Annotated in this window: 21 protein-coding genes; 18 read left to right on the top strand and 3 right to left on the bottom strand. The window is 71.8% G+C overall.

The window, feature by feature from the left end:
- The first annotated feature begins 219 nt into the window (after positions 1-219).
- Together NYF13_RS09685 and NYF13_RS09690 are read left to right on the top strand one after the other, a co-directional pair.
- Positions 220-1,926: an SDR family oxidoreductase gene (locus NYF13_RS09685; protein ID WP_315657282.1), complete on the top strand. Its 1,707-nt coding sequence runs from the start codon at positions 220-222 to the stop codon at positions 1,924-1,926.
- Between the two features lie 14 nt (positions 1,927-1,940).
- The gene (locus NYF13_RS09690) at positions 1,941-2,549 is read left to right on the top strand and encodes a TetR/AcrR family transcriptional regulator (RefSeq protein WP_315657284.1); all 609 of its coding nucleotides are present in this window, start codon (positions 1,941-1,943) and stop codon (positions 2,547-2,549) included.
- A 31-nt stretch (positions 2,550-2,580) separates the two neighbouring features.
- On the opposite strand, the gene NYF13_RS09695 is transcribed toward NYF13_RS09690, so the two are convergent.
- The gene (locus tag NYF13_RS09695; RefSeq protein ID WP_315655735.1) at positions 2,581-3,726 is read right to left on the bottom strand and encodes a citrate synthase 2; all 1,146 of its coding nucleotides are present in this window, start codon (positions 3,724-3,726) and stop codon (positions 2,581-2,583) included.
- A 304-nt stretch (positions 3,727-4,030) separates the two neighbouring features.
- Here NYF13_RS09695 and NYF13_RS09700 point away from each other — a divergent pair, with 304 nt between their 5' ends.
- The 13 genes from NYF13_RS09700 to NYF13_RS09765 all read left to right on the top strand — a co-directional run bounded on the left by NYF13_RS09700 (position 4,031) and on the right by NYF13_RS09765 (position 15,636).
- On the top strand, positions 4,031-4,333 hold the full coding sequence (locus NYF13_RS09700; RefSeq protein WP_315655736.1) for an urease subunit gamma: 303 nt from the start codon (positions 4,031-4,033) through the stop codon (positions 4,331-4,333).
- An 11-nt stretch (positions 4,334-4,344) separates the two neighbouring features.
- The gene (locus NYF13_RS09705) at positions 4,345-4,650 is read left to right on the top strand and encodes an urease subunit beta (RefSeq protein WP_315655737.1); all 306 of its coding nucleotides are present in this window, start codon (positions 4,345-4,347) and stop codon (positions 4,648-4,650) included.
- Positions 4,651-4,652: 2 nt separating this feature from the next.
- Complete coding sequence (locus NYF13_RS09710; protein ID WP_315655738.1) at positions 4,653-6,374, top strand: urease subunit alpha; 1,722 nt, start codon at positions 4,653-4,655, stop codon at positions 6,372-6,374.
- A 14-nt stretch (positions 6,375-6,388) separates the two neighbouring features.
- The gene (locus NYF13_RS09715) at positions 6,389-7,075 is read left to right on the top strand and encodes an urease accessory UreF family protein (RefSeq protein ID WP_315655740.1); all 687 of its coding nucleotides are present in this window, start codon (positions 6,389-6,391) and stop codon (positions 7,073-7,075) included.
- Positions 7,076-7,112: 37 nt separating this feature from the next.
- Positions 7,113-7,796, top strand: coding sequence for an urease accessory protein UreG (gene ureG, locus NYF13_RS09720; protein ID WP_315657286.1), 684 nt, complete (start codon positions 7,113-7,115; stop codon positions 7,794-7,796).
- Complete coding sequence (locus tag NYF13_RS09725; protein WP_315655742.1) at positions 7,793-8,494, top strand: urease accessory protein UreD; 702 nt, start codon at positions 7,793-7,795, stop codon at positions 8,492-8,494. The genes ureG and NYF13_RS09725 overlap by 4 nt, the downstream gene beginning before the upstream one ends.
- A 355-nt stretch (positions 8,495-8,849) precedes the next feature.
- Positions 8,850-9,470, top strand: coding sequence for a TetR/AcrR family transcriptional regulator (locus tag NYF13_RS09730; RefSeq protein ID WP_315655744.1), 621 nt, complete (start codon positions 8,850-8,852; stop codon positions 9,468-9,470).
- A 245-nt stretch (positions 9,471-9,715) separates the two neighbouring features.
- A complete protein-coding gene (pdxH, locus tag NYF13_RS09735) occupies positions 9,716-10,399 on the top strand; it encodes a pyridoxamine 5'-phosphate oxidase (RefSeq protein WP_315655745.1) in 684 nt (227 codons plus the stop codon).
- A 153-nt stretch (positions 10,400-10,552) separates the two neighbouring features.
- The gene (locus tag NYF13_RS09740; protein WP_315657288.1) at positions 10,553-11,818 is read left to right on the top strand and encodes an MFS transporter; all 1,266 of its coding nucleotides are present in this window, start codon (positions 10,553-10,555) and stop codon (positions 11,816-11,818) included.
- A gap of 23 nt (positions 11,819-11,841) precedes the next feature.
- Entirely contained in the window at positions 11,842-12,396 is a 555-nt protein-coding gene (locus NYF13_RS09745; RefSeq protein ID WP_315655747.1) for a DUF3558 family protein, read from the top strand.
- Between the two features lie 623 nt (positions 12,397-13,019).
- On the top strand, positions 13,020-13,925 hold the full coding sequence (locus tag NYF13_RS09755; protein WP_315655748.1) for an aldose 1-epimerase family protein: 906 nt from the start codon (positions 13,020-13,022) through the stop codon (positions 13,923-13,925).
- Positions 13,892-14,404 carry a GNAT family N-acetyltransferase gene (locus tag NYF13_RS09760; protein ID WP_315655749.1) on the top strand — a complete coding sequence of 171 codons (513 nt, stop codon included), beginning with the start codon at positions 13,892-13,894 and terminating at the stop codon, positions 14,402-14,404. Before NYF13_RS09755 ends, NYF13_RS09760 begins: the two co-directional genes overlap by 34 nt.
- An 11-nt stretch (positions 14,405-14,415) precedes the next feature.
- The gene (locus tag NYF13_RS09765; protein WP_315655750.1) at positions 14,416-15,636 is read left to right on the top strand and encodes an amidohydrolase; all 1,221 of its coding nucleotides are present in this window, start codon (positions 14,416-14,418) and stop codon (positions 15,634-15,636) included.
- A gap of 31 nt (positions 15,637-15,667) precedes the next feature.
- On the opposite strand, the gene NYF13_RS09770 is transcribed toward NYF13_RS09765, so the two are convergent.
- Together NYF13_RS09770 and NYF13_RS09775 are read right to left on the bottom strand one after the other, a co-directional pair.
- Positions 15,668-16,276 (bottom strand): Uma2 family endonuclease, encoded by a 609-nt coding sequence (locus NYF13_RS09770; protein WP_315655751.1) that lies wholly within the window; start codon positions 16,274-16,276, stop codon positions 15,668-15,670.
- Positions 16,277-16,366: 90 nt separating this feature from the next.
- Positions 16,367-17,512, bottom strand: coding sequence for an acyl-CoA dehydrogenase family protein (locus NYF13_RS09775; protein ID WP_315655752.1), 1,146 nt, complete (start codon positions 17,510-17,512; stop codon positions 16,367-16,369).
- 97 nt (positions 17,513-17,609) lie between these two features.
- Here NYF13_RS09775 and NYF13_RS09780 point away from each other — a divergent pair, with 97 nt between their 5' ends.
- The 3 genes from NYF13_RS09780 (at position 17,610) to NYF13_RS09790 (ending at position 20,755) form a co-directional block, all read left to right on the top strand.
- The gene (locus NYF13_RS09780; protein ID WP_315655753.1) at positions 17,610-18,215 is read left to right on the top strand and encodes a TetR/AcrR family transcriptional regulator; all 606 of its coding nucleotides are present in this window, start codon (positions 17,610-17,612) and stop codon (positions 18,213-18,215) included.
- 59 nt (positions 18,216-18,274) lie between these two features.
- Entirely contained in the window at positions 18,275-19,246 is a 972-nt protein-coding gene (locus NYF13_RS09785) for a carbohydrate kinase (protein ID WP_315655754.1), read from the top strand.
- Between the two features lie 192 nt (positions 19,247-19,438).
- Positions 19,439-20,755, top strand: coding sequence for a citrate synthase (locus NYF13_RS09790; protein ID WP_315655755.1), 1,317 nt, complete (start codon positions 19,439-19,441; stop codon positions 20,753-20,755).
- The last annotated feature ends 11 nt before the right edge of the window (positions 20,756-20,766 follow it).

Genomic DNA, 20,766 nt, shown 5'->3' on the forward strand with positions numbered 1-20,766 from the left:
GCGGTCGCGGACCGGGCCGGCGGGACGACCGGCCAGTGGAACCCGGCTGTCCACCGAACGGTGGACAGCCGGTCCGTGGTTTCCCGTGGAACCAGCGAAAACACCGTCATGAACAGCGAAAAAGTCCCGCGGCACGAAGACCGGCCGGAGGGGAACCGCCAGCGCGGTGAACCGGTTTGTTGACAAGTTGTCTAACATGACGGAATGTCTCACCTGCAGGTGACCGCCAGTGACGGTGTCCGCCTTTCGGTCCGCGTGACCGGGGCCGAGACCGGGCCCACGGTCGTGCTCGTGCACGGCTACCCGGACAACGGCTCGATGTGGGACGGGGTGGCCGCCGAACTCGGCCGCCGGCACCGCGTCGTGGTCTACGACGTGCGCGGCGCGGGCGAGTCCGACAAGCCCCGCGGCCTCGCCGCCTACCGCCTGGACCAGCTCGCTTCGGACCTCGCCGCCGTGATCGACGCGGTGCGCCCGAGCGGCCGGGTGCACCTGCTGGCGCACGACTGGGGCTCGATCCAGACCTGGCACGCGGTCACCGGCGACGGGCTGCGCGGCCGGATCGCGTCGTTCACCTCGGTCTCCGGACCGAGCCTCGACCACGCCGGCGCCTGGTTCCGCGCGCAGGTGCGCCACCCCTCGCCCCGGCGGCTCGCCCACGCGGCCCGCCAGTTCCTGCACTCCGGGTACATCCTGTTCTTCCAGCTCCCGGTGGTGCCGGAGCTGCTGTGGCGCACCGGGGTGATGCGCGCGCTGATCGGGCGGCTGGAGCCGGCCGAGGCGCCACCGTCGACAGTGGACGGTGTGCACGGGCTGAAGCTCTACCGCGCCAACATGATGACCCGGCTCAGCCGCCCGGCCCCACGGCCCGTGCCGGTGCCGGTGCAGGTGCTGGCCCCGACCCGCGACGCCTACGTCACCCCGCCGTTGCAGACCGAGGTGGAACGCTGGGCGCCGGACCTGCGGGTGCGGCGGATCACCGGCTCGCACTGGGTCACCCGCAGCCGGCCCGAGGTGATCGCCGCGGCGGCGGCCGAGCTGATCGAGCACGCCGAGGGCGGCGAAGAGTCCCGCGCGCTGAAACGGGCACGGGTCGGGCGGAGCCGTGGGCGGTTCGCGCACCGGCTGGTGGTGGTCACCGGCGCGGGCAGCGGCATCGGCCGGGCCACCGCGCTGGCGTTCGCCGACGAGGGCGCGGACGTGGTGGTCACCGACCTCGACCGGTCCGCCGCGCGGGAGACGGCGAAGCTGCTGCGGGACAAGGGGGTGAGCGCGGGGGAGTACGCCGTGGACTCCGCCGACGGCGCGGCCGTGACCCGGTTCGCCGAGCAGGTGCGGGCCGAGTTCGGCGTGCCGGACATCGTGGTGAACAACGCGGGCATCGGCCTGTCCGGGCCGTTCCTCGACACCTCGCCGGCCGACTGGCAGAAGGTGGTGGACGTGAACCTGTGGGGGGTGATCCACGGCTGCCGCGCCTTCGCGCCGATGCTGAAGGAGCGCGCGGAGGGCGGCCAGATCGTCAATCTCGCCTCGGCCGCGGCGTTCCTGCCCTCGAAGGTCCTCACCGCGTACGCCACGACGAAGGCCGCGGTGCTCGCGTTGAGCATCGGACTCCGTGCCGAACTGGCCGCCGACGGCATCGGGGTCACCGCGATCTGCCCGGGCATCGTGAAGACGAACATCACCGGCACCACCCGCTTCGTCGGGGTCGACGCCGCCGAGGAGGACCGTCGGCGGAAAGCGTCCACGAAGCTCTACGCGCGGCGCGGGTTCGGGCCGGAGAAGGTCGCCCGGGACATCCTGCGCGCGGTCGAGAAGGACGTCGCGATCCAGCCGTCGACCCCCGAAGCCAAGGTGGCGCTGGTGCTTTCGCGGCTGACCCCGGGCCTGCTGCGCGCGGCGGCGAAGCTGGACCTGACCCCGTGAACCGGCCGCGCCGGATGTCGCGGCAGGCCCGGCGGGACGACCTGATCTCCGCCGCGCTGGAGCTGTTCGGCAGCCGCGCGCCGGAGCTGGTGACGGTGGACGACATCGTCGCGCGGGCCGAGGTCTCGCGGCCGCTGTTCTACCGGTACTTCTCCAGTCTGCGCGAGCTCCAGGTGGAGGCCCTGCGCACGGTGACCGTCGGACTGGTCGACGGGCTCGCCGGGCTGGAGGAGGGCTCCCCGCGGGAGCGGCTGCGCGCCGCCGTGCGCGGGCTGGTCGACGTCGCCGACCACTACCGCGCCGGTTATGTCGCCCTGCTGCGCAGTGGTTCCGTGATCGCGACGTCCGAGACCGACGCGGCCATCGACGAGGTCCGCAACCGCGCGGTGGAGCTGATCCTCGACGCGCTGGCGATCACCGAGCCGTCCCCGCTGGTGCTGCTGACCCTGCGCTGCTGGACCGCCGTGGTGGAGGGTGCGCTGCTGAGCTGGCTGCAGGAGCGCGCGGTGCCCCGTGAATCGCTCGACGGCTGGCTCGTCGACCAGCTGACGGCGATGCTCTCGGCCACCGCCGCCCACGAGCCGGGTGTCCCGGAAACCCTGAGGGCCTCCTTCTCCACGTAGAACGCGGGGAAGGAGGCCCTCAGGAACGGGATCAGTGCTTGGTGACGCTTTCCCAGCCCTCGACGTCCTCGGGCTTGCGCGGCTCGGGGCCGACGTACTTGGCCGACGGGCGCACCAGGCGGCCGGTCTGCTTCTGCTCCAGGATGTGCGCGGCCCAGCCCGCGGTGCGGGCGGAGGAGAACATCGCCGGCATCATGGTCGGCGGCACCTCGGCGAAGTCCAGGATCACCGCGGCCCAGAACTCCACGTTGGTCTCGATGGGGTGGTCCGGGCGCCGCTCGCGCAGCTCGGTCAGCGCCGCCTGCTCCAGTGCCGCCGCCACCTCGTAGCGCTCCGCGCCGAGCTCCTGGCAGGTACGGCGGAGCACGCGGGCGCGCGGGTCCTCCGCGCGGTACACGCGGTGGCCGAAGCCCATCAGCCGTTCCTTGCGGTCGAGGATGCCCTTGACCAGGCCGCGGGCATCGCCGGTCCGCTCGACCTCTTCGATCATCGGCAGCACGCGCGCCGGGGCGCCGCCGTGCAGCGGTCCCGACATCGCCCCGATCGCGCCGGACATCGCGGCCGCCACGTCGGCGCCGGTCGAGGCGATCACGCGGGCGGTGAAGGTGGAGGCGTTCAGGCCGTGCTCGGCCGCGGAGACCCAGTAGGCGTCCAGCGCGCGGACGTGGGCCGGGTCCGGCTCACCGCGCCAGCGGACCATGAAGCGCTCGGTGATCGAAGCGGCCTCGTCGACCCGCGACTGCGGGACGGCGGGCCGGTCGATCCCGCGCGCGGACTGCGCGACGTAGGACAGGGCCATCACCGAAGCCCGCGCGAGCTGCTCGCGGGCGTCCTCGTCGCTGATGTCCAGCAGCGGCCGGTAACCCCAGATCGGGGCCAGCATGGCCAGCGCCGACTGGACGTCCACCCGCACGTCGCCGGTGTGCACCGGCAGCGGGAACGGCTCGGCCGGCGGCAGTCCGCGGCCGAAGCGGCCGTCGACCAGCAGCGCCCACACGTCACCGAAGGTCACCTGGCCGGCGAGGTCCTCGATGTCCACGCCGCGGTAGCGCAGCGCCCCGCCGTCCCGATCGGGTTCGGCGATTTCGGTCCGGAAAGCGACCACACCTTCGAGGCCCGGTCGGAACCCGTCGTCGGCTTGGTCGGAACCCGTCTTGCTGATAGTGGAGGTTGTCACTCTCGCAAAACCTTTCGATGCGCATTTCCCCGGCTTGGTCGTACTCGCGCGGACGGGATACACGCTGGCGGTGGCGCGCCTCATCGCACGGTTGGACAAACCTTGCTCCTCCGCGGGCCCCCGGGCAATGAAAGATGTGGTGGTTTCGGTCACGATTACGAGAACGATTCAGCCCAGTCCGTCCGGTTGCGGCAAGTTCTTCGGCGACGGGCGGTGACCGAGGCGGCGGACACCCGGTGGACCGCAGGTAAATCCTGTGTTTCGGAAACGGGCGCGCGCGCCCGCGCGGTGATAGACCTAGCCCATGCACCTCAGTCCTCAGGAACGCGACAAGCTGCTGGTCCACGTCGCCGCCGACGTGGCCCGCCGCCGGTTGGACCGGGGACTGCGGCTCAACCACCCCGAAGCGGTCGCGCTGATCACCGACCACGTGCTCGAAGGCGCCCGCGACGGCCGCACGGTGAGTGAGCTGGTGAGCAGCGGGCGCACCGTGCTGGGCCGCGCGCAGGTGCTCGGCGGGGTGCCGGAAATGGTGGATTCGGTCCAGGTGGAAGCGACCTTCCCGGACGGCACCAAGCTGGTCACCGTGCACGACCCGATCGTTTAGGAGGCGGGCGGATGCGGCCAGGGGAGATCATTCCGGGTGAGGAGCCCGTGGCGCTGAACCCCGGACGGGCGCGACTCCGGCTGCTCGTGCGCAACCTCGGCGACCGGCCCGTCCAGGTCGGTTCGCACTACCACTTCGCGGCGGTGAACCCCGGGCTGGAGTTCGACCGCGACGCCGCGCGCGGGCACCGGCTCGACGTCCCGGCGGGCACTTCCGTGCGCTTCGAACCGGGTGTCGAGCGCGAGGTGGACCTGGTTCCGCTCAGCGGGAACCGGCGGGTGCCGGGACTGCGCTCCGAATACGCCGGGGAGTTCTGAGGATGCCGCAGATCGACCGCGCCCGCTACGCCGAGCTGTTCGGGCCGACCACCGGCGACCGGATCCGGCTGGCCGACACCGACCTGCTGATCGAGGTGACTGAAGACCGTTCGATGGGCCCGGACGGCTCGGGCGACGAAGTGCTCTTCGGCGGCGGCAAGGTGATCCGCGAGTCGATGGGCCAGGGGACGGCCACCCGGGCCGAGGGCGCGCCGGACCTGGTCGTCACCGGCGCGGTGATCCTCGACCACTGGGGCGTGGTGAAGGCCGACGTCGGCGTGCGCGACGGCCGGATCGTCGGCATCGGCAAGGCGGGCAACCCGGACACGATGAACGGGGTCGACCCGGCGCTGGTGCTCGGCCCGTCGACCGAGGTGCTGTCCGGCAACGGGAAGATCCTCACCGCGGGCGGCATCGACTGCCACGTGCACTTCATCTGCCCGCAGCTGGTGGACACCGCGCTGGCCGCCGGGCTGACCACGCTGGTCGGCGGCGGCACCGGGCCGAACGAGGGCACCAAGGCCACCACGGTCACCCCCGGCGCCTGGAACCTGGGCCGGATGCTGTCGGCCATGGACGCCTACCCGGTGAACGTGCTGTTGCTGGGCAAGGGGAACACCGTCCGCGCCGAGGCGCTGCGCGAGCAGCTGGCGGCCGGCGCGGGCGGGTTCAAGCTGCACGAGGACTGGGGCTCCACCCCGGCCGCGATCGACGCCTGCCTGAGCGTGGCCGACGAATCCGGGGTCCAGGTGGCGATCCACACCGACACGCTCAACGAGGCGGGCTTCCTGGAGTCCACTGTGGAGGCCATCGGCGGCCGGTCGATCAACGCCTACCACACCGAGGGGGCGGGCGGCGGGCACGCGCCGGACATCATCCGGGTGGTCGGGCTGCCCCATGTGCTGCCGTCCTCGACCAACCCGACCCGGCCGCACACCGCGAACACCCTCGACGAGCACCTCGACATGCTGATGGTCTGCCACCACCTGAACTCGTCGGTGCCCGAGGACCTCGCCTTCGCCGAGAGCCGCATCCGGCCCTCCACCATCGCCGCCGAGGACGTGCTGCACGATCTGGGCGCGATCTCGATGATGAGCTCGGACGCCCAGGCCATGGGCCGGATCGGCGAGGTGGTCATCCGCACCTGGCAGACCGCGCACGTGATGAAGCGCCGCCGCGGGGCGCTGCCCGGCGACGGCGCGGCCGACAACCAGCGCGCCCGCCGTTACGTCGCGAAGTACACGATCAACCCGGCCATCGCGCACGGGATGGAGGCCGAGATCGGCTCGGTCGAGGTCGGCAAGCTGGCCGACCTGGTGCTGTGGGAGCCGAAGTTCTTCGGCGTCCGGCCGCACGTGGTGCTCAAGGGCGGGTTCCCGGCCTGGGCGGCGATGGGCGACGCGAACGCGTCCATCCCGACCCCGCAGCCGGTGCTGGCCCGGCCGATGTTCGGCGCCGTGCCCGCGGTGGCGGCCGCTTCGAGCCTGCACTTCGTGGCCCCCGAAGCGCTCGGCTCCGGATTGGCCGAACGCTTCGGCCTCGGCCGCCCGCTGGTCGCCGTGTCCAACACGCGCGCGCGGACCAAGGCGGACATGGTGCTCAACGACGCCACCCCGGACGTGCGGGTGGAGCCCGACAGCTTCGCCGTGCACGTGGACGGCGAGCTGGTCGAACCGCAGCCGGTGACCGAACTGCCCATGGCCCAGCGGTACTTCCTGTTCTGACGGAGCCCGTTCTGATGAACCTGTCCACCCTGATCCTGGCCGACTCGCGGTTCCCGGGCGGCGGCCACGTGCACTCCGGCGGCCTCGAAGAAGCGGTGAACCGCAGGCTGGTGACCTCCGAACGCGACCTGCCGGGATTCCTCTTCGGACGGTTGCGCACCGCCGGTTCGCTCGCCGCCGTCTTCGCCGCGGCCGCGGCCCACGCCGCCGCCCGGAGGGTCCGGAGCGGGTACTGGCGGCAACTGGACGCGGAGCTGGACGCGCGGACCCCCTCGCCCGCGCAACGCCAGGCGCCCCGTGCGCAGGGGCGGGGGACGGCCCGCGCGGGCCGGGTCGCGTGGCCCTCGCCGGTGCTCACGGACCTGCTGGCCGAAACCCCGCGGCCGCACCACCCGATCGTGCTCGGCGCGCTGGCCGGGGTGGCCGGCGGGGCACCGCTCGACGCCGCGACGGCCGTGGCGTACCTGGCGGTCAGCGGTCCGGCCGGCGCCGCGGTCCGGCTGCTGGGGCTGGACCCGTTCGCGGTCAACGCCGTGGTCGCGCGGCTCGGCGACGAGGTGCGGCGGGTGTCCGAGCACGCCGCCGCGGTCGCGGGCCTCGACCCGGCCGAGTTGCCGGCGCCGGGATCACCGGCGCTGGATCTGTTCGCCGAGGCGCAGGCCCGGCATCACGAGGAGGAGGTGCGTCTCTTTGCCAGCTGACGAGCACACGCACGAGCACGGTCACGGTCACGGCCACGTGCACCCGGTCAACTTCGACCCGACGGTGGCCGAGCCCGACCACCACGAGCCCGCGCCGGCGGCCGGGCGCGCGTACCGGATCGGCATCGGCGGCCCCGTCGGCAGCGGCAAGACGGCGCTGACCGCCGCGCTCTGCCGCGCGCTCGGCGGGGAGGTGAACCTCGCCGTGGTCACCAACGACATCTACACCACCGAGGACGCCGACTTCCTGCGCCGGGCCGGGGTGCTCGACCCCGAGCGCATCGAGGCCGTGCAGACCGGCGCCTGCCCGCACACCGCGATCCGCGACGACATCACCGCGAACCTCGACGCGGTGGAAAGCCTCGAGGAGCGGTTCCCCGGTCTGGAACTGGTGATCATCGAAAGCGGCGGGGACAACCTGACCGCGGTGTTCAGCCGGGGCCTGGCCGACAGCCAGGTGTTCGTGGTCGACGTCGCGGGCGGGGACAAGGTGCCGCGCAAGGGCGGACCCGGGGTGACCACCGCGGACCTGCTGGTGATCAACAAGGTCGACCTGGCCCACCTGGTCGGCGCGGACATGGGCGTGATGACCTCCGACGCGCACCGCATGCGGGGCGAGCTGCCGGTGGTCACGCAGTCGCTTGTGGACACCCCGGACGCGCCGGTGGTGGCGGACTGGGTGCGCTCGCTCCTGCCCGCGGGACCGGTGCCGCGGGCGTGAAGGCCCACGCCCGGGTCGTCGCGGTCTTCGAGGACGGCCGCACGATCCTGCGCGAGCTGCGCTCGAAGGCGCCGCTCACGCTGTTCCCGCGCCGCCACACCGGGCGGGCGGCGGTGGTGCACCTGGTCAGCTCGGCCACCGCCCCGCTGGGCGGGGACGAACTGCTGCTGGAGGTCCGGGTCGGGCCCGGCGCCGCGTTGCGCCTGGCCGGCGTCGCCGCGACGCTGGCCCTGCCCGGGCTCCACGGCGAGCCGAGCACGTCCACTGTGGACATCGAGGTGGCCGGTGGCGGCTCGCTGGAGTACCGGCCGGAGCCGACCGTGGTGACCGCGCGGGCGAACCACACCGCGGTGCTGCGCGCGGCCCTGGCGGAGCAGTCCTATTTCCACACCCGCGAAGTGCTGGTGCTCGGCCGGGCCGGGGAGCGGCCGGGCCGGCTCACCTCAACCGTCGCGGTGACCCGAGGCGGGCTCCCGGTGCTGCGCCAGACGCAGTCCACCGGGGACGCGGCCCTCGACGCCAGCCTCGCGGTGCTGGCCGGCCGCCGGGTGCTCGCCACCGATCTCGAGGTCGGCGGCGAACCCCGGCCCGCGGCGTCCGGGGAATGGTGGTCACGAGTTCCGCTCGCAGCCGGGGGAATGATCACCACCTCGCTGGCCGCCGACGCCGTTGTTGCCTTGAACGGCTTGGACTGCTAAAACTTCGTCCCTCGGATCGTCGGTTCCGGACCGGAATCGGCGGACCGGGACACGTGCGGCTGCACGTGCGAATGAGTAATGCGCCTCAAATCGGGGAAAAGGCGACCGATTTGAGGCGTTTTCCTGACCGGTCAAGGACTTCAGGGCTGGTCAGAAGCCTGCCGGACGAAGGAGAGGGCCTGAGCGCGCACCGTCCGGCCCCGCTCGCTAATGTCGGCTCGCGCGGGAGAGGCGACGCCGTGATCGGGGTGGCGCCGGGACCCGTCGGGGAGTCCGTCCGACGCTGATTCGGTAATCGTTTTTTTCGGAATTCAGACGTTCCTTGGGCGCGCCCGGGAACGGGAGGGAGGGGCCGGTGGCCCGCACCTATGGCGGCGTCCCACCCGAACAGAGACGGGCCGAGCGCCGCGAGCGCCTGCTGGCCGCGGCGCTGGAGTTGTTCACCTCGGTCGGCTTCCGGCAGGCCAAGATCACCCAGTTGTGTACCCAGGCCGGGGTCTCGACCCGCAATTTCTACGAGGAGTTCGGCAGCAAGGAGGAGGTCCTGCGCACCCTGCACGACCGGATCAACGCCCTCGCGCTCCAGCACGTGGCCGCCGCGCTCGACGAGGTCAGGGAGGCCGACTCGATCACCCGGATCGCGCGGCTGCTGGACGTCTTCGTCGCCGCCGTCACCCGCGACCCCCGGATGCCGCGGCTGAACTACGTCGAGGCCGTGGGCGTCAGCCCGGAGCTGGAGGCGCAGCACCAGGTCTGGGTCGACCGCTGGGCCACCTTCATCGAGCAGGAGGCCCAGCGGGCCGCCGAAGCGGGCGCCGCGCCCGCCCGCAGCTACCGCCTCACCGCGATCGCCCTCGTCGGAGCCGCGACGGGCCTGCTGCGCGAATGGCAGGCGCACGAGCCTCCGCTTCCGGTCGACGACATCGCGAAGGAGCTTCGCCGCGTGATGCTGTCCGCGATCACCTGGACGGGATGAGCCGAGCCGGAACCACCGGCCGGGCCGGCACGGCGCACCGGGCGCCGGGGCCGCCGGACGCCCAGGACTCGACTTGATCGATTCGGGTCCAGCGGGGCCCCGCCGGTTGCGGTTCGCGGTCCGGCGGGTGGCCGCCGCCGGGGTGGCAGGAGTCACCGTTCGGTGGGTTTCGCTGCGCCAGAAGAGTCAATAACGTCGGCTGAACACCCCGATTGTCGAACGCCCGCGGGCACGGAGGTTGGCGCATGAGGCCGGAGATCGACGAGGTGGCCGACGCATCGGACGCGGTCGTGCGGCTGCCCGGGATGCGGGTGGCCTACGACGGGGCCCCGTTCGACGAGGCGGCGCTCGCCGCGACGTGGACCGAGCAGCTCCAGAACTGGCTGGGCCAGGCCGTCTCCGAGGGGATCGCCGAGCCCAACGCGATGGTGCTGGCCACCGCGGACCCGGACGGGCGGCCGTCCTCGCGCACGGTCCTGTGCAAGGGGCTGGACGAGCGCGGGGTCGTCTTCTACACGAACTACACCTCGGCCAAGAGCCACGACCTCACGGCCACGCGCTACGCCTCGGCCACCTTCCCCTGGTACGGGCTGCACCGGCAGGTCACCGTCCGCGGCGAGGTGGAGAAGGTCGGCTCGCGCGAGACCGCCGAATACTGGGCCCAGCGCCCGCGCGGCTCGCAACTGGGCGCCTGGGCTTCGCCGCAGTCGCGGATCGTCGACGGCCGGCGCGCCCTCGACAACGCCCTGCGCGGCATCGAGCGCCGGTTCGCCGACGTCGAGCGGATCCCCGCGCCCCCGCACTGGGGCGGCTGGCGGATCCGGCCGGACTTCGTCGAGTTCTGGCAGGGCCGCGGGGACCGGATGCACGACCGGCTCCGGTACCACCGCACCCACGACGGCTGGCACGTCGAGCGGCTCGCTCCCTGAACCCGGGTGGCACTTCGCCCGAACGGCCCTTTTCCCGGCGAAAAGGGCCGTTCGCGGTTTTTCGCCCGGTTTCCCTCCGGGAGGGGAAAATCACGCGCGGTGAGTTGCTTAGCACAGCTAAAGTAGCTGGTTGTGAGTTCTGACCCGGGGACGCTGCCGCCCCGCACTGGGGCCCGGAAGCTGCTCAGCCGGATCGTCGTCGACACCCGGCCGCTCAAGATCCCGGCCTTCCGCCGGCTCTGGATGTCCACCGCCGTCACCGCCGTCGGCTCGCAGCTGACCGCGGTCGCGGTGCCCAAGCAGATCTTCGACCTCACCGGCTCCTCCGGCTACGTCGGGCTGACCGGCGCCGTCGCACTCGTCCCGCTGCTGGTGTTCGGCCTGTGGGGCGGCGCGATCGCGGACGCCGTCGACCGCCGCAAGCTGCTCCTGGTCACCAACGCCGGTGTCGCGATCACCTCGGGCCTGCTGTGGCTGCAGGCTTTCGCGAACCTCCGCTCGGTGTGGGTGGTGCTCGTGCTGCTCGCGGCCAACCAGGCGTTCTTCGCGATCAACATGCCCACCCGCGGCGCCGTGGTCGCGCGGCTGGTGCCGGCCGAACTGCTGCCCTCGGCCAACGCGCTCAACTCCACGATGTCCACCTTCGGCGCGGTGTTCGGCCCGCTGTTCGGCGGGGCGCTGATCCCGGTGATCGGCCTGTCCACGCTGTACCTGGTGGACGTCGGCGCGCTGCTGATCACGCTGGTCGCGGTGTGGCGGCTGCCCTCGATCCCGCCGCTGAACGGGCCGTCGCGGCGGGCCGGGCTCGGTGACGTGGTCGACGGCTTCCGGTACCTGGCCAAGCAGAAGGTGCTGCTGGCCTCGTTCGTCGTGGACATCATCGCGATGGTGGCGGGCATGCCGCGCGCGCTGGTCCCGGAGATGGCGGAGCGCACCTTCGGCGATCCGCCCGGCGGCGGCCCCGCGCTCGGCTTCCTCTACGCGGCCCTGCCCGCGGGCGCGATGCTGATCGGCCTGTTCTCCGGCTGGCTGCACCGGGTGCAGCGCCAGGGTTTCGCCGTGGTCATGTCGATCTGCGCCTGGGGCGCGGCCGTCGCGGCCTTCGGGCTCACGCACTCGCTGTGGCTCGCGGTGGTCTTCATGGCCATGGCCGGGGGTGCCGACATGGTCAGTGCCGTGTACCGGCAGGCGATCCTGCAGACCGCCACCACCGACGAGATGCGCGGCCGGCTGCAGGGGGTGTTCACCGTGGTGGTCGCCGGCGGTCCGCGGATCGCCGACCTGACCCACGGCTGGGCCGCGGCGCTGTGGGGCACCGAGGCCGCCGCGAGCGGCGGCGGGGTGCTGACCATCGTGCTGGTGCTGGGAGCGATGCTGCTGCTCCCGGGTTTCTGGCGGTACCGGGCGGAGGTGCACTAGGCCGTTCGGTCTAGTGTGCGGCCATGCGTGCCCACCCGGTTGCCCTGTTGCTCGCCGCCGCTGTCCTGACCGCCTGCTCTTCCGGGGACCAGCCGGCCGCAGCACCCTCGAAGCCGGCACCCTCGAAGCCCGCTTCTTCGCCCGCGCCGGCCAAGCCGGAGCCGGACCCGTGCGCGCTCCTGTCCGCGAGCGAGGTCGGCCGCGCGATCGACCTCCCGGGCGTCACCTCGGAGAAGGGGCCGGAACAGGCGAACGCGGCCAGCGGCGGACAGGCCCGTAGCTGTGAGTACCTGGTGGGCGGCAAGCAGGCGGGCGCCCTCGCCGTCACCCGGTACGAGGGCCGCCGGGCCCGGCCCGCGGACATGATCGCGGCGATCAAGAAGGCCAAGCCCGGCGCGGTCGACGTGCCCGGCTTCCCCGGCGGCGCCGTCTACTACCTCGACGGGCGGAAGACCGCGACGCTGGCCGCGGCCAAGCTCTCGGCCGGGGTGCCGACGCTGGCCAACTACACCGGCCCGGCGAAGATGACCCAGGAGATGATGACCCCGCTGGTCAAGACCGCGATCACCGCCGCCTGAGCCGAGCGGTCACCGGCGCCGCGCGCGCAGCTCGACCGGGCTGTGCGAGCAGAACACCGTGACCCGGTCCGCGTGGTCTCGGGCCAGGGTCCGCAGCCTGTCCTCATCGGACAGGCAAAGGCAGCAGCCGGCCCTCGCCGGTGTCGACGGCGACGCCGCAGTGGCCCCGGATGTGCCCGGCCAGTGGGACGAGCAGGATCTCGGTGGCCGTCCGCGCAGCGGGCGCACGGCTTCGAAGCCGAACCACCGCTCGCCCGCGCCTTGTAGGTGATCCACAGTGGACGGTGGACGAGCTGCGCGGACCTGTGGCGGGTCTTCTCCGCGAAACCTCGCGGCGCCGAGGCGGAGGCCCGCTCGAGCGCGGAACCGTGCACCACGGCCTGCGGGAATCCGGCCAGGTCAAGGTCCAGCGCCCGGGTCTGCGTCACAAGTGGACACCCGCGCTCGAAGCCCGGGTCGGCGAGTGCCTCGACGACCCGGTCGGCTGCCGTCGCGGGATCGGGTGGAGGGCTGCTTCTTGCCCCGGGGAAGTGGAAGTACCGCGAGCCCTTCGGAGCGACCGACCGGTCTGGTCGGTCTCGCCCCCGCTTCCGCTCCGCCGCGGCGCCGGTAATCTCTGCGCCATGGCGAACCCCACCGGAGAGCAGTTCGAGATCACCCGCGGCAACGCCCGCGCCGTCGTCACCGAGATCGGGGCCGGTCTGCGGGTGTTCGAGGTCGGCGGCGTGCCCTACGTCGAGGAGTTCGAGGCGGACCAGCAGCCGCCGAAGGGCCTCGGCCAGGTGCTGCTCCCGTGGCCCAATCGCACCAAGGGCGGGCGGTGGGAGTTCCAGGACGAGCCGCAGCAGCTGGAGATCACCGAGCAGGCCCGCGGCAACGCGATCCACGGGCTGACCCGGCACCTGGAGTGGGAGCTGCTGGAGCACGCCGAATCGTCGATCACCCTCGCGGTGGACGTCGAGGTGCAGCCCGGCTGGCCGGTGCCGCTGCGCGCCACGACCACCTACGAGCTGGCGCCGCGCGAGCTGACCGTGACCCACGAGATCCGCAACGAGGGCGAGCAGCCGATCGGCGTCGGCGTCGGCACCCACCCGTACTTCCGGATCGGCGACGTGCCCACCGACGAGCTGACCCTGACGCTGCCCGCCACCCGCGTGCGCCCGTACCTCGCCGACGAGCAACTGCCCTACGCCGAGGAGCGCGACGTCGAGGGCACGGAGTACGACTTCCGCGGCGGCCGGCTGCTCGCGGGTGTCGACCTGGACACCGCGTTCGGCGGGCTGTCCGCCGCCGAGGACGGCAACCACCACGTCGAGCTGGCCCACGGCGAGCAGCGGCTGCTGGTCTGGACCGGCCCCGACTTCCACTGGGCCCAGATCTTCACCCCGGACGAGCTGACCGGCCGCGGCCGCGCCGTCGCGATCGAGCCGATGACCTGCCCGGCCGACGCGCTCAACACCGGCACCGACCTGATCGAGCTGGAGCCCGCCGCCTCGTGGTCGGGAAGCTGGGGCATCCGCGTCCGGTGAAGCCGCTGCTGCTGGACGAGTCCGCGGCCGGCGAGCTGCTGACGCTCCAGCGCGCCGCGTTCCTCGTCGAGGCCCGCGCGCACCGCAACTTCGAGCTCCCGCCCTTGGTGGAGACGCTGGAAGAGGTGCGCGCGGCGCTGGCCGACCCGGCCTGCCCGGTGTGGGGAGTGCGTGAAGCCGGACGGCTCCTGGCGACGGTGCGGCTGCGGGTGAGCGGCGAAGCCGGGGAGATCGGGCGGCTGGCCGTCGTGCCGGACCGGCAGGGCGAGGGGCTGGGCCGGGCGCTGCTGCTCGCCGCCGAGACCGCGGCGCCCGCGGCCGTCACGCGGTTTCGGCTCTGCACGGGCGAACGCTCCGCCGGACCGCTGCGCCTGTACGCCGGACTCGGCTACCGCGAGACGCACCGCAGCCCGGAGGCCGACTACCAGCTCGTCCACTTGGAAAAGCCCCGCGCGGCCGGATCGGGTGAACATCGTTAGCGTGTCGAACTATGGTTGATAAGGCGATTGTGGGGGGCTACGTCGTCCCCGTCGACGCTCCTCCCATCGAGGGCGGCACCGTGCTCATCGAAGACGGCCGGATCATCGCGGTCGGCCCCGAGGCCGACATCGACATCCCCGAGGACGCCGAGCTGGTCGACGCGTCCGGTAGCTGGGTGCTGCCGGGCTTCGTCGAGGCGCACGCGCACCTGGGCGTCCACGAGGACGGCGAGGGCTGGTCCGGCAACGACACCAACGAGATGACCGACCCGAACGGCGCCCGGTTCCGCGCGATCGACGGCATCGACCCGTACGAGCCGGGCTTCGACGACGCGCTGGCCGGCGGGGTGACCAGCGTGGTGATCAAACCGGGTTCGGGCAACCCGATCGGCGGGCAGACCATCGGCGTCAAGACCTGGGGCCGCAGCATCCTGGACATGGTCTTCGCCGAGCACGTCAGCGTGAAGAGCGCGCTGGGCGAGAACCCGAAGCGGGTGTACGGCGAGAAGAAGCAGACGCCCTCGACCCGGCTCGGCGTGGCCGCGATCCTGCGCGAGGCGTTCACGAAGACCCGCAACTACCAGGCCAAGCGCGAGCACGCGGCCGGTGAGGGCAAGCCGTTCGAGACCGACCTGACCCACGAGACGCTGGCGAAGGTCCTCGACGGCGAGCTGTACTGGGACCAGCACGTACACCGCGCCGACGACATGGTCACGGCCATCCGCCTGGCCGACGAGTTCGGCTACAAGCTGGTGATCAACCACGGCACCGAGGGCCACCTGATCGCGGACCTGCTGGCCGAGCGCGACGTCCCGGTGATCCTCGGCCCGCTGTTCACCACGAAGTCGAAGGTCGAGCTGCGCCACCGTTCCCTGCGCTCGGCCGGCATCCTGGCGCGCGCGGGGGTGAAGATCGCGATCACCACCGACCACCCCGTGGTGCCGATCAACTTCCTGGTCTACCAGGCCGCACTGGCCGTGAAGGACGGACTGGACCCGGAGACGGCGCTCAAGGCGCTGACCCAGCACCCGGCCCAGATGCTCGGCCTGGACGACCGCGTGGGCACCCTGACCCCGGGCCTGGACGCCGACGTGGTCCTCTGGTCGGGCGACCCCCTGGACGTGATGAACCGCGCGATGCGCGTGTTCGTCGGCGGCCGCGAGGTCTACCACTTCGACGAGTCGGCCGGCGAAGGCGTCGTGGCGGACCGGCGCTACCGCGAAAACCGCTGACGACCGGCGCTCACCGCTTGGGGGTCGAACCTCAGGCGGTGAGCGCGGTGAGGTCCAGCTCGACCGGGAACGGCTCGGTGGTGGTGAACCGGCCGGTCGCGGCCGGGGCGTCCTGGTAGCCCAGTTCCCCGGCCTGGTGACAGGCGACCAGCGAGACGGGCTCGTCCAGGTCCACGATCCAGTAGAACGGGATACCGGCGTCGGCGTACTCGTCGTGCTTGGTGACGTAGTCGGTCCGCTTCGAACCGGGGGAGACGATCTCCACGACGAGCAGGACTTCGTCGGCGTGGAACATCCGGCGTTCCTCGTCGACCCTGATATTGGCTTCGCGGTAGGTGATCATCATGTCCGGACGGCGAGAGAAGCCGATCCGGGGGGACGGCACCAGCCCGAGGTTGACATCGAGGTCGAGGTTGAAGTCGAGTTCCGGTGGCAACTGCGGCTCCAGTTGCCGGGTCAGCCGGTAGGCGGCCTTGTTGTGAATTCTGATGGGGCTGGGCGACATCACGAGGCGGCCTTCCACCAGCTCAGTGAAGCCGGATTCGGGTTCACCGAGGGCCGCGTACTCCTCGATCGACAGCAGGTGGTCCGGGATTTCCCAGGGGAAATCACCCTGCGTCGGTTCGGGAAGGGCTGTCACAGCGTCTCCTCACGTCACCGGCATTGTCTCACGTCCGCAATCTGACTGCGGGTGATCGTATCGATGCTGCCGGTTGCTCCGGTCGAGCGATCATGTCGCCCGTAGAGAACGGGCGATCAGCATTCGCTGGATCTGGTTCGTCCCCTCGAAGATCTGGGGCACCTTGGCCTCCCGCAGGTACCGCTCCACCGGGAAGTCGCGTGTGTACCCGGCGCCGCCGAGTACCTGCACCGCGTCCGTGGTCACCTTCATCGCGCCGTCGGTGGCCACCAGTTTCGCGATGGAGGACTGGCGCTGGAAGTCCAGGCCGCGGTCGCGGCGGCGGGCGGCGTCCAGGTAGGTCGCGCGGGCCGATCCGACCGTCGCGGCCATGTCGGCCAGCAGGAACTCCACGCCCTGGAACTCGATGATCGGGCGGCCGAACTGGCTGCGGCCCTTCGCGTACTCCACGGCCTCGTCCAGCGCGGCCTGGGCCAGGCCCACCGCGCAGGCCGCGATGCCCAGCCGGCCCGAGCTGAGCGACGACAGGGCGATGCGCAGGCCCGCGCCCTCGTCGCCGATCCGGCGCTCGGCCGGCACGGGCGCCCGGTCGAAGATCAGCTGGGCCGTGGGGGAGCCGGTGAGGCCCATCTTGCGCTCGCGCGGCGCGGCCGAGAGGCCCGGGGTCGACGAGCCGACCAGCAGGCACGAGACGCCGTGGCCGCCGTCGTCGCTGGTGCGGACCATGGTGGTGTAGAAGTCCGCGACCCCGGCGTGCGTGATCCACGCCTTGGTGCCGGTGACCAGGTAGTCCTCGCCGGTGAGCCGGGCGCGGGTGGCCAGCGCGGCGGCGTCGGAACCCGCCTGCGTCTCCGACAGGGCGTACGCGCCCAGCAGTTCGCCGCCCAGCATGTCCGGGAGCCAGCGGTCGCGCTGCTCGTCCGTGCCGTAGTGCGCCAGCGCGTAACAGGACATCGTGTGCACCGAGAGCCCCACGCCGACCGTCATCCACGCCGACGCGATCTCCTCCAGCACCTGCAGGTACACCTCGTACGGCAGCTCCGCCCCGCCCCAGCGCTCGGCGTAGGGCAGCCCGAGCAGGCCCGACTTGCCGATCAGCGTGAACAGGTCCCGGGGGAAGCGCTCCGCCTCCTCGTCGGCGGCGGCGCGGGGCTTCAGCTCATCGCGGGCGATCTCGGTGACCAGGGCGAGCAGGTCCTCGGCCTCGGCGGTGGGCAGCAGTCGTTCGGCCGGCATCGTTCCTCCAGGCTGTACTGAAAACAGTACTGTGGGCTGAGCGAGAGTACCGTAAGGAGGCCGGGGTTGTCCCGGACTCGTGAGAGATAGTGGTCCGATGCCCGCACTCGAAGCCCGACGCCGCCCGACGGCCCGGCAGCAGGCGTTGCTGGCCGAGCTCGAAACGCTGTTCCTCGCCGAGGGCTTCGCCGGGTTCACCCTGGACGACCTGGCCGCGCGCCTGCGGTGCTCCAAGTCGACGCTCTACGCGCTCGCCCCCAGCAAGGAGCAGCTCGCGGTGAGGGTGGTGGCCCACTTCTTCCGCGGCGCCGCCGAGCGGATCGAGGAGCGCATCCGCGGCATCGACGACGCGCCCGGGCTGATCGGGGAGTACCTGGCCGGCGTCTCGGCCCACCTGAACCGCGCGTCGGCCGCGTTCATGACCGACATCGCCGAGTTCGCCCCGGCCCGCGACACCTACCAGCTCAACAGCCGGGTGGCCGCCCGCCGCATCCGCGCGTTCATCGACCAGGGGGTGGCCGATGGCGTCTTCCGCGACGTGCACGCCCGGCTGGTCGCCGAGATGACCGGGCTGATCGTGGAGGGCATCCAGACCGGGGTACTCGGCCGCCGCACCGACGTTTCCGACGCCGAGGCCTTCACCGCACTGGGCGAATTGCTGCTCGGCGGCTTGACGAAAGACCGCTCGGCGAAAGACCACTGACGCCGGTTGTCCGCCTCGGGACAGGAATTGTCACCGGCGCGTCCTCTACACTCGCGCTCGTGATCGTGGTGGGTGGAGAAGCGCTGGTCGACCTCGTTCCGGGTGAACCGATCGGCCGCGCCGGGAACGGTTCCCCGAAGTCTGATTCTACAGTGGACAGTGGCTTGCGCGCGCTGCTGCCTCGGCTGGGCGGTGGTCCGTACAACGTCGCGCTGGCCGCCGGAAGGCTCGGTGTGCCCACGTCGTTGCTCTCGCGCGTGTCCACCGACCGCTTCGGCGGGGCGCTGGTCGACCGGCTGGTCGACTCCGGGGTCGACACCTCGCTGGTGCAGCGCGGGGACGAGCCGACGACGCTCGCCGTGGTCGCGCTCGACGAAAAGGGCACCGCGCACTACACGTTCTACGTCGAGGGCACCGCGGACCGGCTGGTGCACGATCCCGGACCGCTGCCCGAAGAGGCCACCGCGCTCTCCCTCGGCACGCTGGGCCTGGTGCTGGAGCCCGGGGCCGGGGCGTATGAAGCCGTGCTGCGCCGCGAGTCCGCGCGCGGCACGCTGACCGTGCTGGACCCGAACATCCGGGCGGCGCTGATCGACGACCCGGCCGCGTACCGGGAGCGGTTCCGGTCCTGGCTGCCCGATGTCCGGTTGCTGAAGATCTCCGACGACGACGCCGCGTGGCTCACCGAGGGCGCGGACCCGGTGGCCGCCGCGAAGACCTGGGTCGAGTCCGGAGTGGACGCCGTGGTGCTGACCCGCGGGGCCGACGGGATCTCGGTGATCACGGCCGCGGGTGAGCTGGCCCACGTGCCGGCCCGGCGGGTGCCGGTGGTCGACACGATCGGCGCCGGCGACACCGTCCAGGGCGCCCTGCTGGCCTGGCTGCACCAGCGCGGGGTGCGTGAGCTGGCCGCGCTGGGGGCCGAACAGTGGCGCGAGGCGCTTTCTTTCGCGGCGAAAGCGGCTTCCATCACCGTTTCGCGCAGTGGCGCCGAGCCGCCGACGGCCGCGGAAATGGCAACCACCGTGTGAACCTGGTCCCAAAGGGGCCACCCAAGGCAACGCATCGAGTGCGCGCGGGTCCCGGTCTCGACTAACGTAGGGGCGAATTCATACCCCAGCGGGGCGGTGTGCAGCGAGGTGCGTGCTTCCTCGCGTGAACACGTGGCTACCTGTGAGATCTACAGGCGCCGCCGGCCCGTGCCCAACGTGAGAGGGACCTGCATGTCCGACGCGACAGATGCGGGGCAGTCCGGCGGCGAATCCGCGACGCTGCGCCTGCCGAGTGGTGAGCACGAATTCAAGGTCGTCCGCCCGGTGGAGGGCGCGCCGGGGATCGAGCTGGGGAAGCTGCTGGCGACCACCGGCTACATCACCTACGACCCCGGGTTCGTCAACACCGGTGCCGCGTCTTCGGCGATCACCTACATCGACGGCGACGAGGGCATCCTGCGCTACCGCGGGTACCCGATCGAGCAGCTGGCCGGGAAGTCCACCTTCATCGAGGTGTCCTACCTGCTCATCTACGGTGAGCTGCCGACCGAGGCCCAGCTGGCCGACTTCACCGGGAAGATCCAGCGGCACACGCTGCTGCACGAGGACCTGAAGGCGTTCTTCTCGGGCTTCCCGCGCGACGCGCACCCGATGCCGGTGCTCTCCAGCGCGGTCTCGGCGCTGTCCACCTTCTACCAGGACTCGCTGAACCCGTTCGACGAGCCCAACGTCGAGCTGTCGACCATCCGCCTGCTGGCCAAGGTCCCGACGCTGGCGGCGTACGCGTACAAGAAGTCCGTGGGCCAGCCGCTGCTCTACCCGGACAACTCGCTCGGCCTGGTGGAGAACTTCCTCCGGATGACCTTCGGCTTCCCGGCGGAGCCCTACGAGGTCGACCCCGAGGTCGCCAAGGCGCTCGACCTGCTGTTCATCCTGCACGCCGACCACGAGCAGAACTGCTCGACCTCGACCGTGCGCCTGGTCGGCTCGTCCGAGGCGAACCTGTTCGCCAGCATCTCGGCGGGCATCAACGCCCTGTTCGGCCCGCTGCACGGCGGGGCGAACGCCGCGGTGCTCGACATGCTCGAGGGCATCCGCGACGACGGCGGTGACGTCACCCAGTTCGTGAACCGGGTGAAGAACAAGGAAAAGGGTGTCAAGCTCATGGGCTTCGGGCACCGGGTCTACAAGAACTACGACCCGCGCGCGAAGATCATCAAGAACACCGCGGACGAGATCCTCGGCAAGCTCAGCGGCGGCGACCAGCTCCTCGAGATCGCCAAGAAGCTCGAAGAGACCGCGCTGTCCGACGACTACTTCGTCGAGCGCAAGCTGTACCCGAACGTGGACTTCTACACCGGTCTGATCTACCGGGCGCTCGGGTTCCCGACCAAGTACTTCACCGTGCTGTTCGCGCTCGGCCGGCTCCCCGGCTGGATCGCGCACTGGCGCGAGATGATCAACGACCCGCAGACCAAGATCGGCCGTCCGCGGCAGATCTACACCGGTAACGCCTCCCGTGACTACGTGCCGATGTCGGAGCGCTGAGCTCCGCACCA

It is taken from the genome of Amycolatopsis sp. PS_44_ISF1, from assembly GCF_032335455.1.
Lineage (GTDB): Bacteria > Actinomycetota > Actinomycetes > Mycobacteriales > Pseudonocardiaceae > Amycolatopsis.

Excerpts from the sequence above, each read along its gene's own strand:
- NYF13_RS09690 (WP_315657284.1), top strand. The coding sequence starts at position 1,941 with ATGTCGCGGCAGGCCCGGCGGGACGACCTGATCTCCGCCGCGCTGGAG.
- NYF13_RS09700 (WP_315655736.1), top strand. The coding sequence starts at position 4,031 with ATGCACCTCAGTCCTCAGGAACGCGACAAGCTGCTGGTCCACGTCGCC.
- NYF13_RS09705 (WP_315655737.1), top strand. The coding sequence starts at position 4,345 with ATGCGGCCAGGGGAGATCATTCCGGGTGAGGAGCCCGTGGCGCTGAAC.
- NYF13_RS09710 (WP_315655738.1), top strand. The coding sequence starts at position 4,653 with ATGCCGCAGATCGACCGCGCCCGCTACGCCGAGCTGTTCGGGCCGACC.
- NYF13_RS09715 (WP_315655740.1), top strand. The coding sequence starts at position 6,389 with ATGAACCTGTCCACCCTGATCCTGGCCGACTCGCGGTTCCCGGGCGGC.
- pdxH (WP_315655745.1), top strand. The coding sequence starts at position 9,716 with ATGAGGCCGGAGATCGACGAGGTGGCCGACGCATCGGACGCGGTCGTG.
- NYF13_RS09745 (WP_315655747.1), top strand. The coding sequence starts at position 11,842 with ATGCGTGCCCACCCGGTTGCCCTGTTGCTCGCCGCCGCTGTCCTGACC.
- NYF13_RS09755 (WP_315655748.1), top strand. The coding sequence starts at position 13,020 with ATGGCGAACCCCACCGGAGAGCAGTTCGAGATCACCCGCGGCAACGCC.
- NYF13_RS09765 (WP_315655750.1), top strand. The coding sequence starts at position 14,416 with ATGGTTGATAAGGCGATTGTGGGGGGCTACGTCGTCCCCGTCGACGCT.
- NYF13_RS09775 (WP_315655752.1), bottom strand. The coding sequence starts at position 17,512 with ATGCCGGCCGAACGACTGCTGCCCACCGCCGAGGCCGAGGACCTGCTC.
- NYF13_RS09780 (WP_315655753.1), top strand. The coding sequence starts at position 17,610 with ATGCCCGCACTCGAAGCCCGACGCCGCCCGACGGCCCGGCAGCAGGCG.
- NYF13_RS09790 (WP_315655755.1), top strand. The coding sequence starts at position 19,439 with ATGTCCGACGCGACAGATGCGGGGCAGTCCGGCGGCGAATCCGCGACG.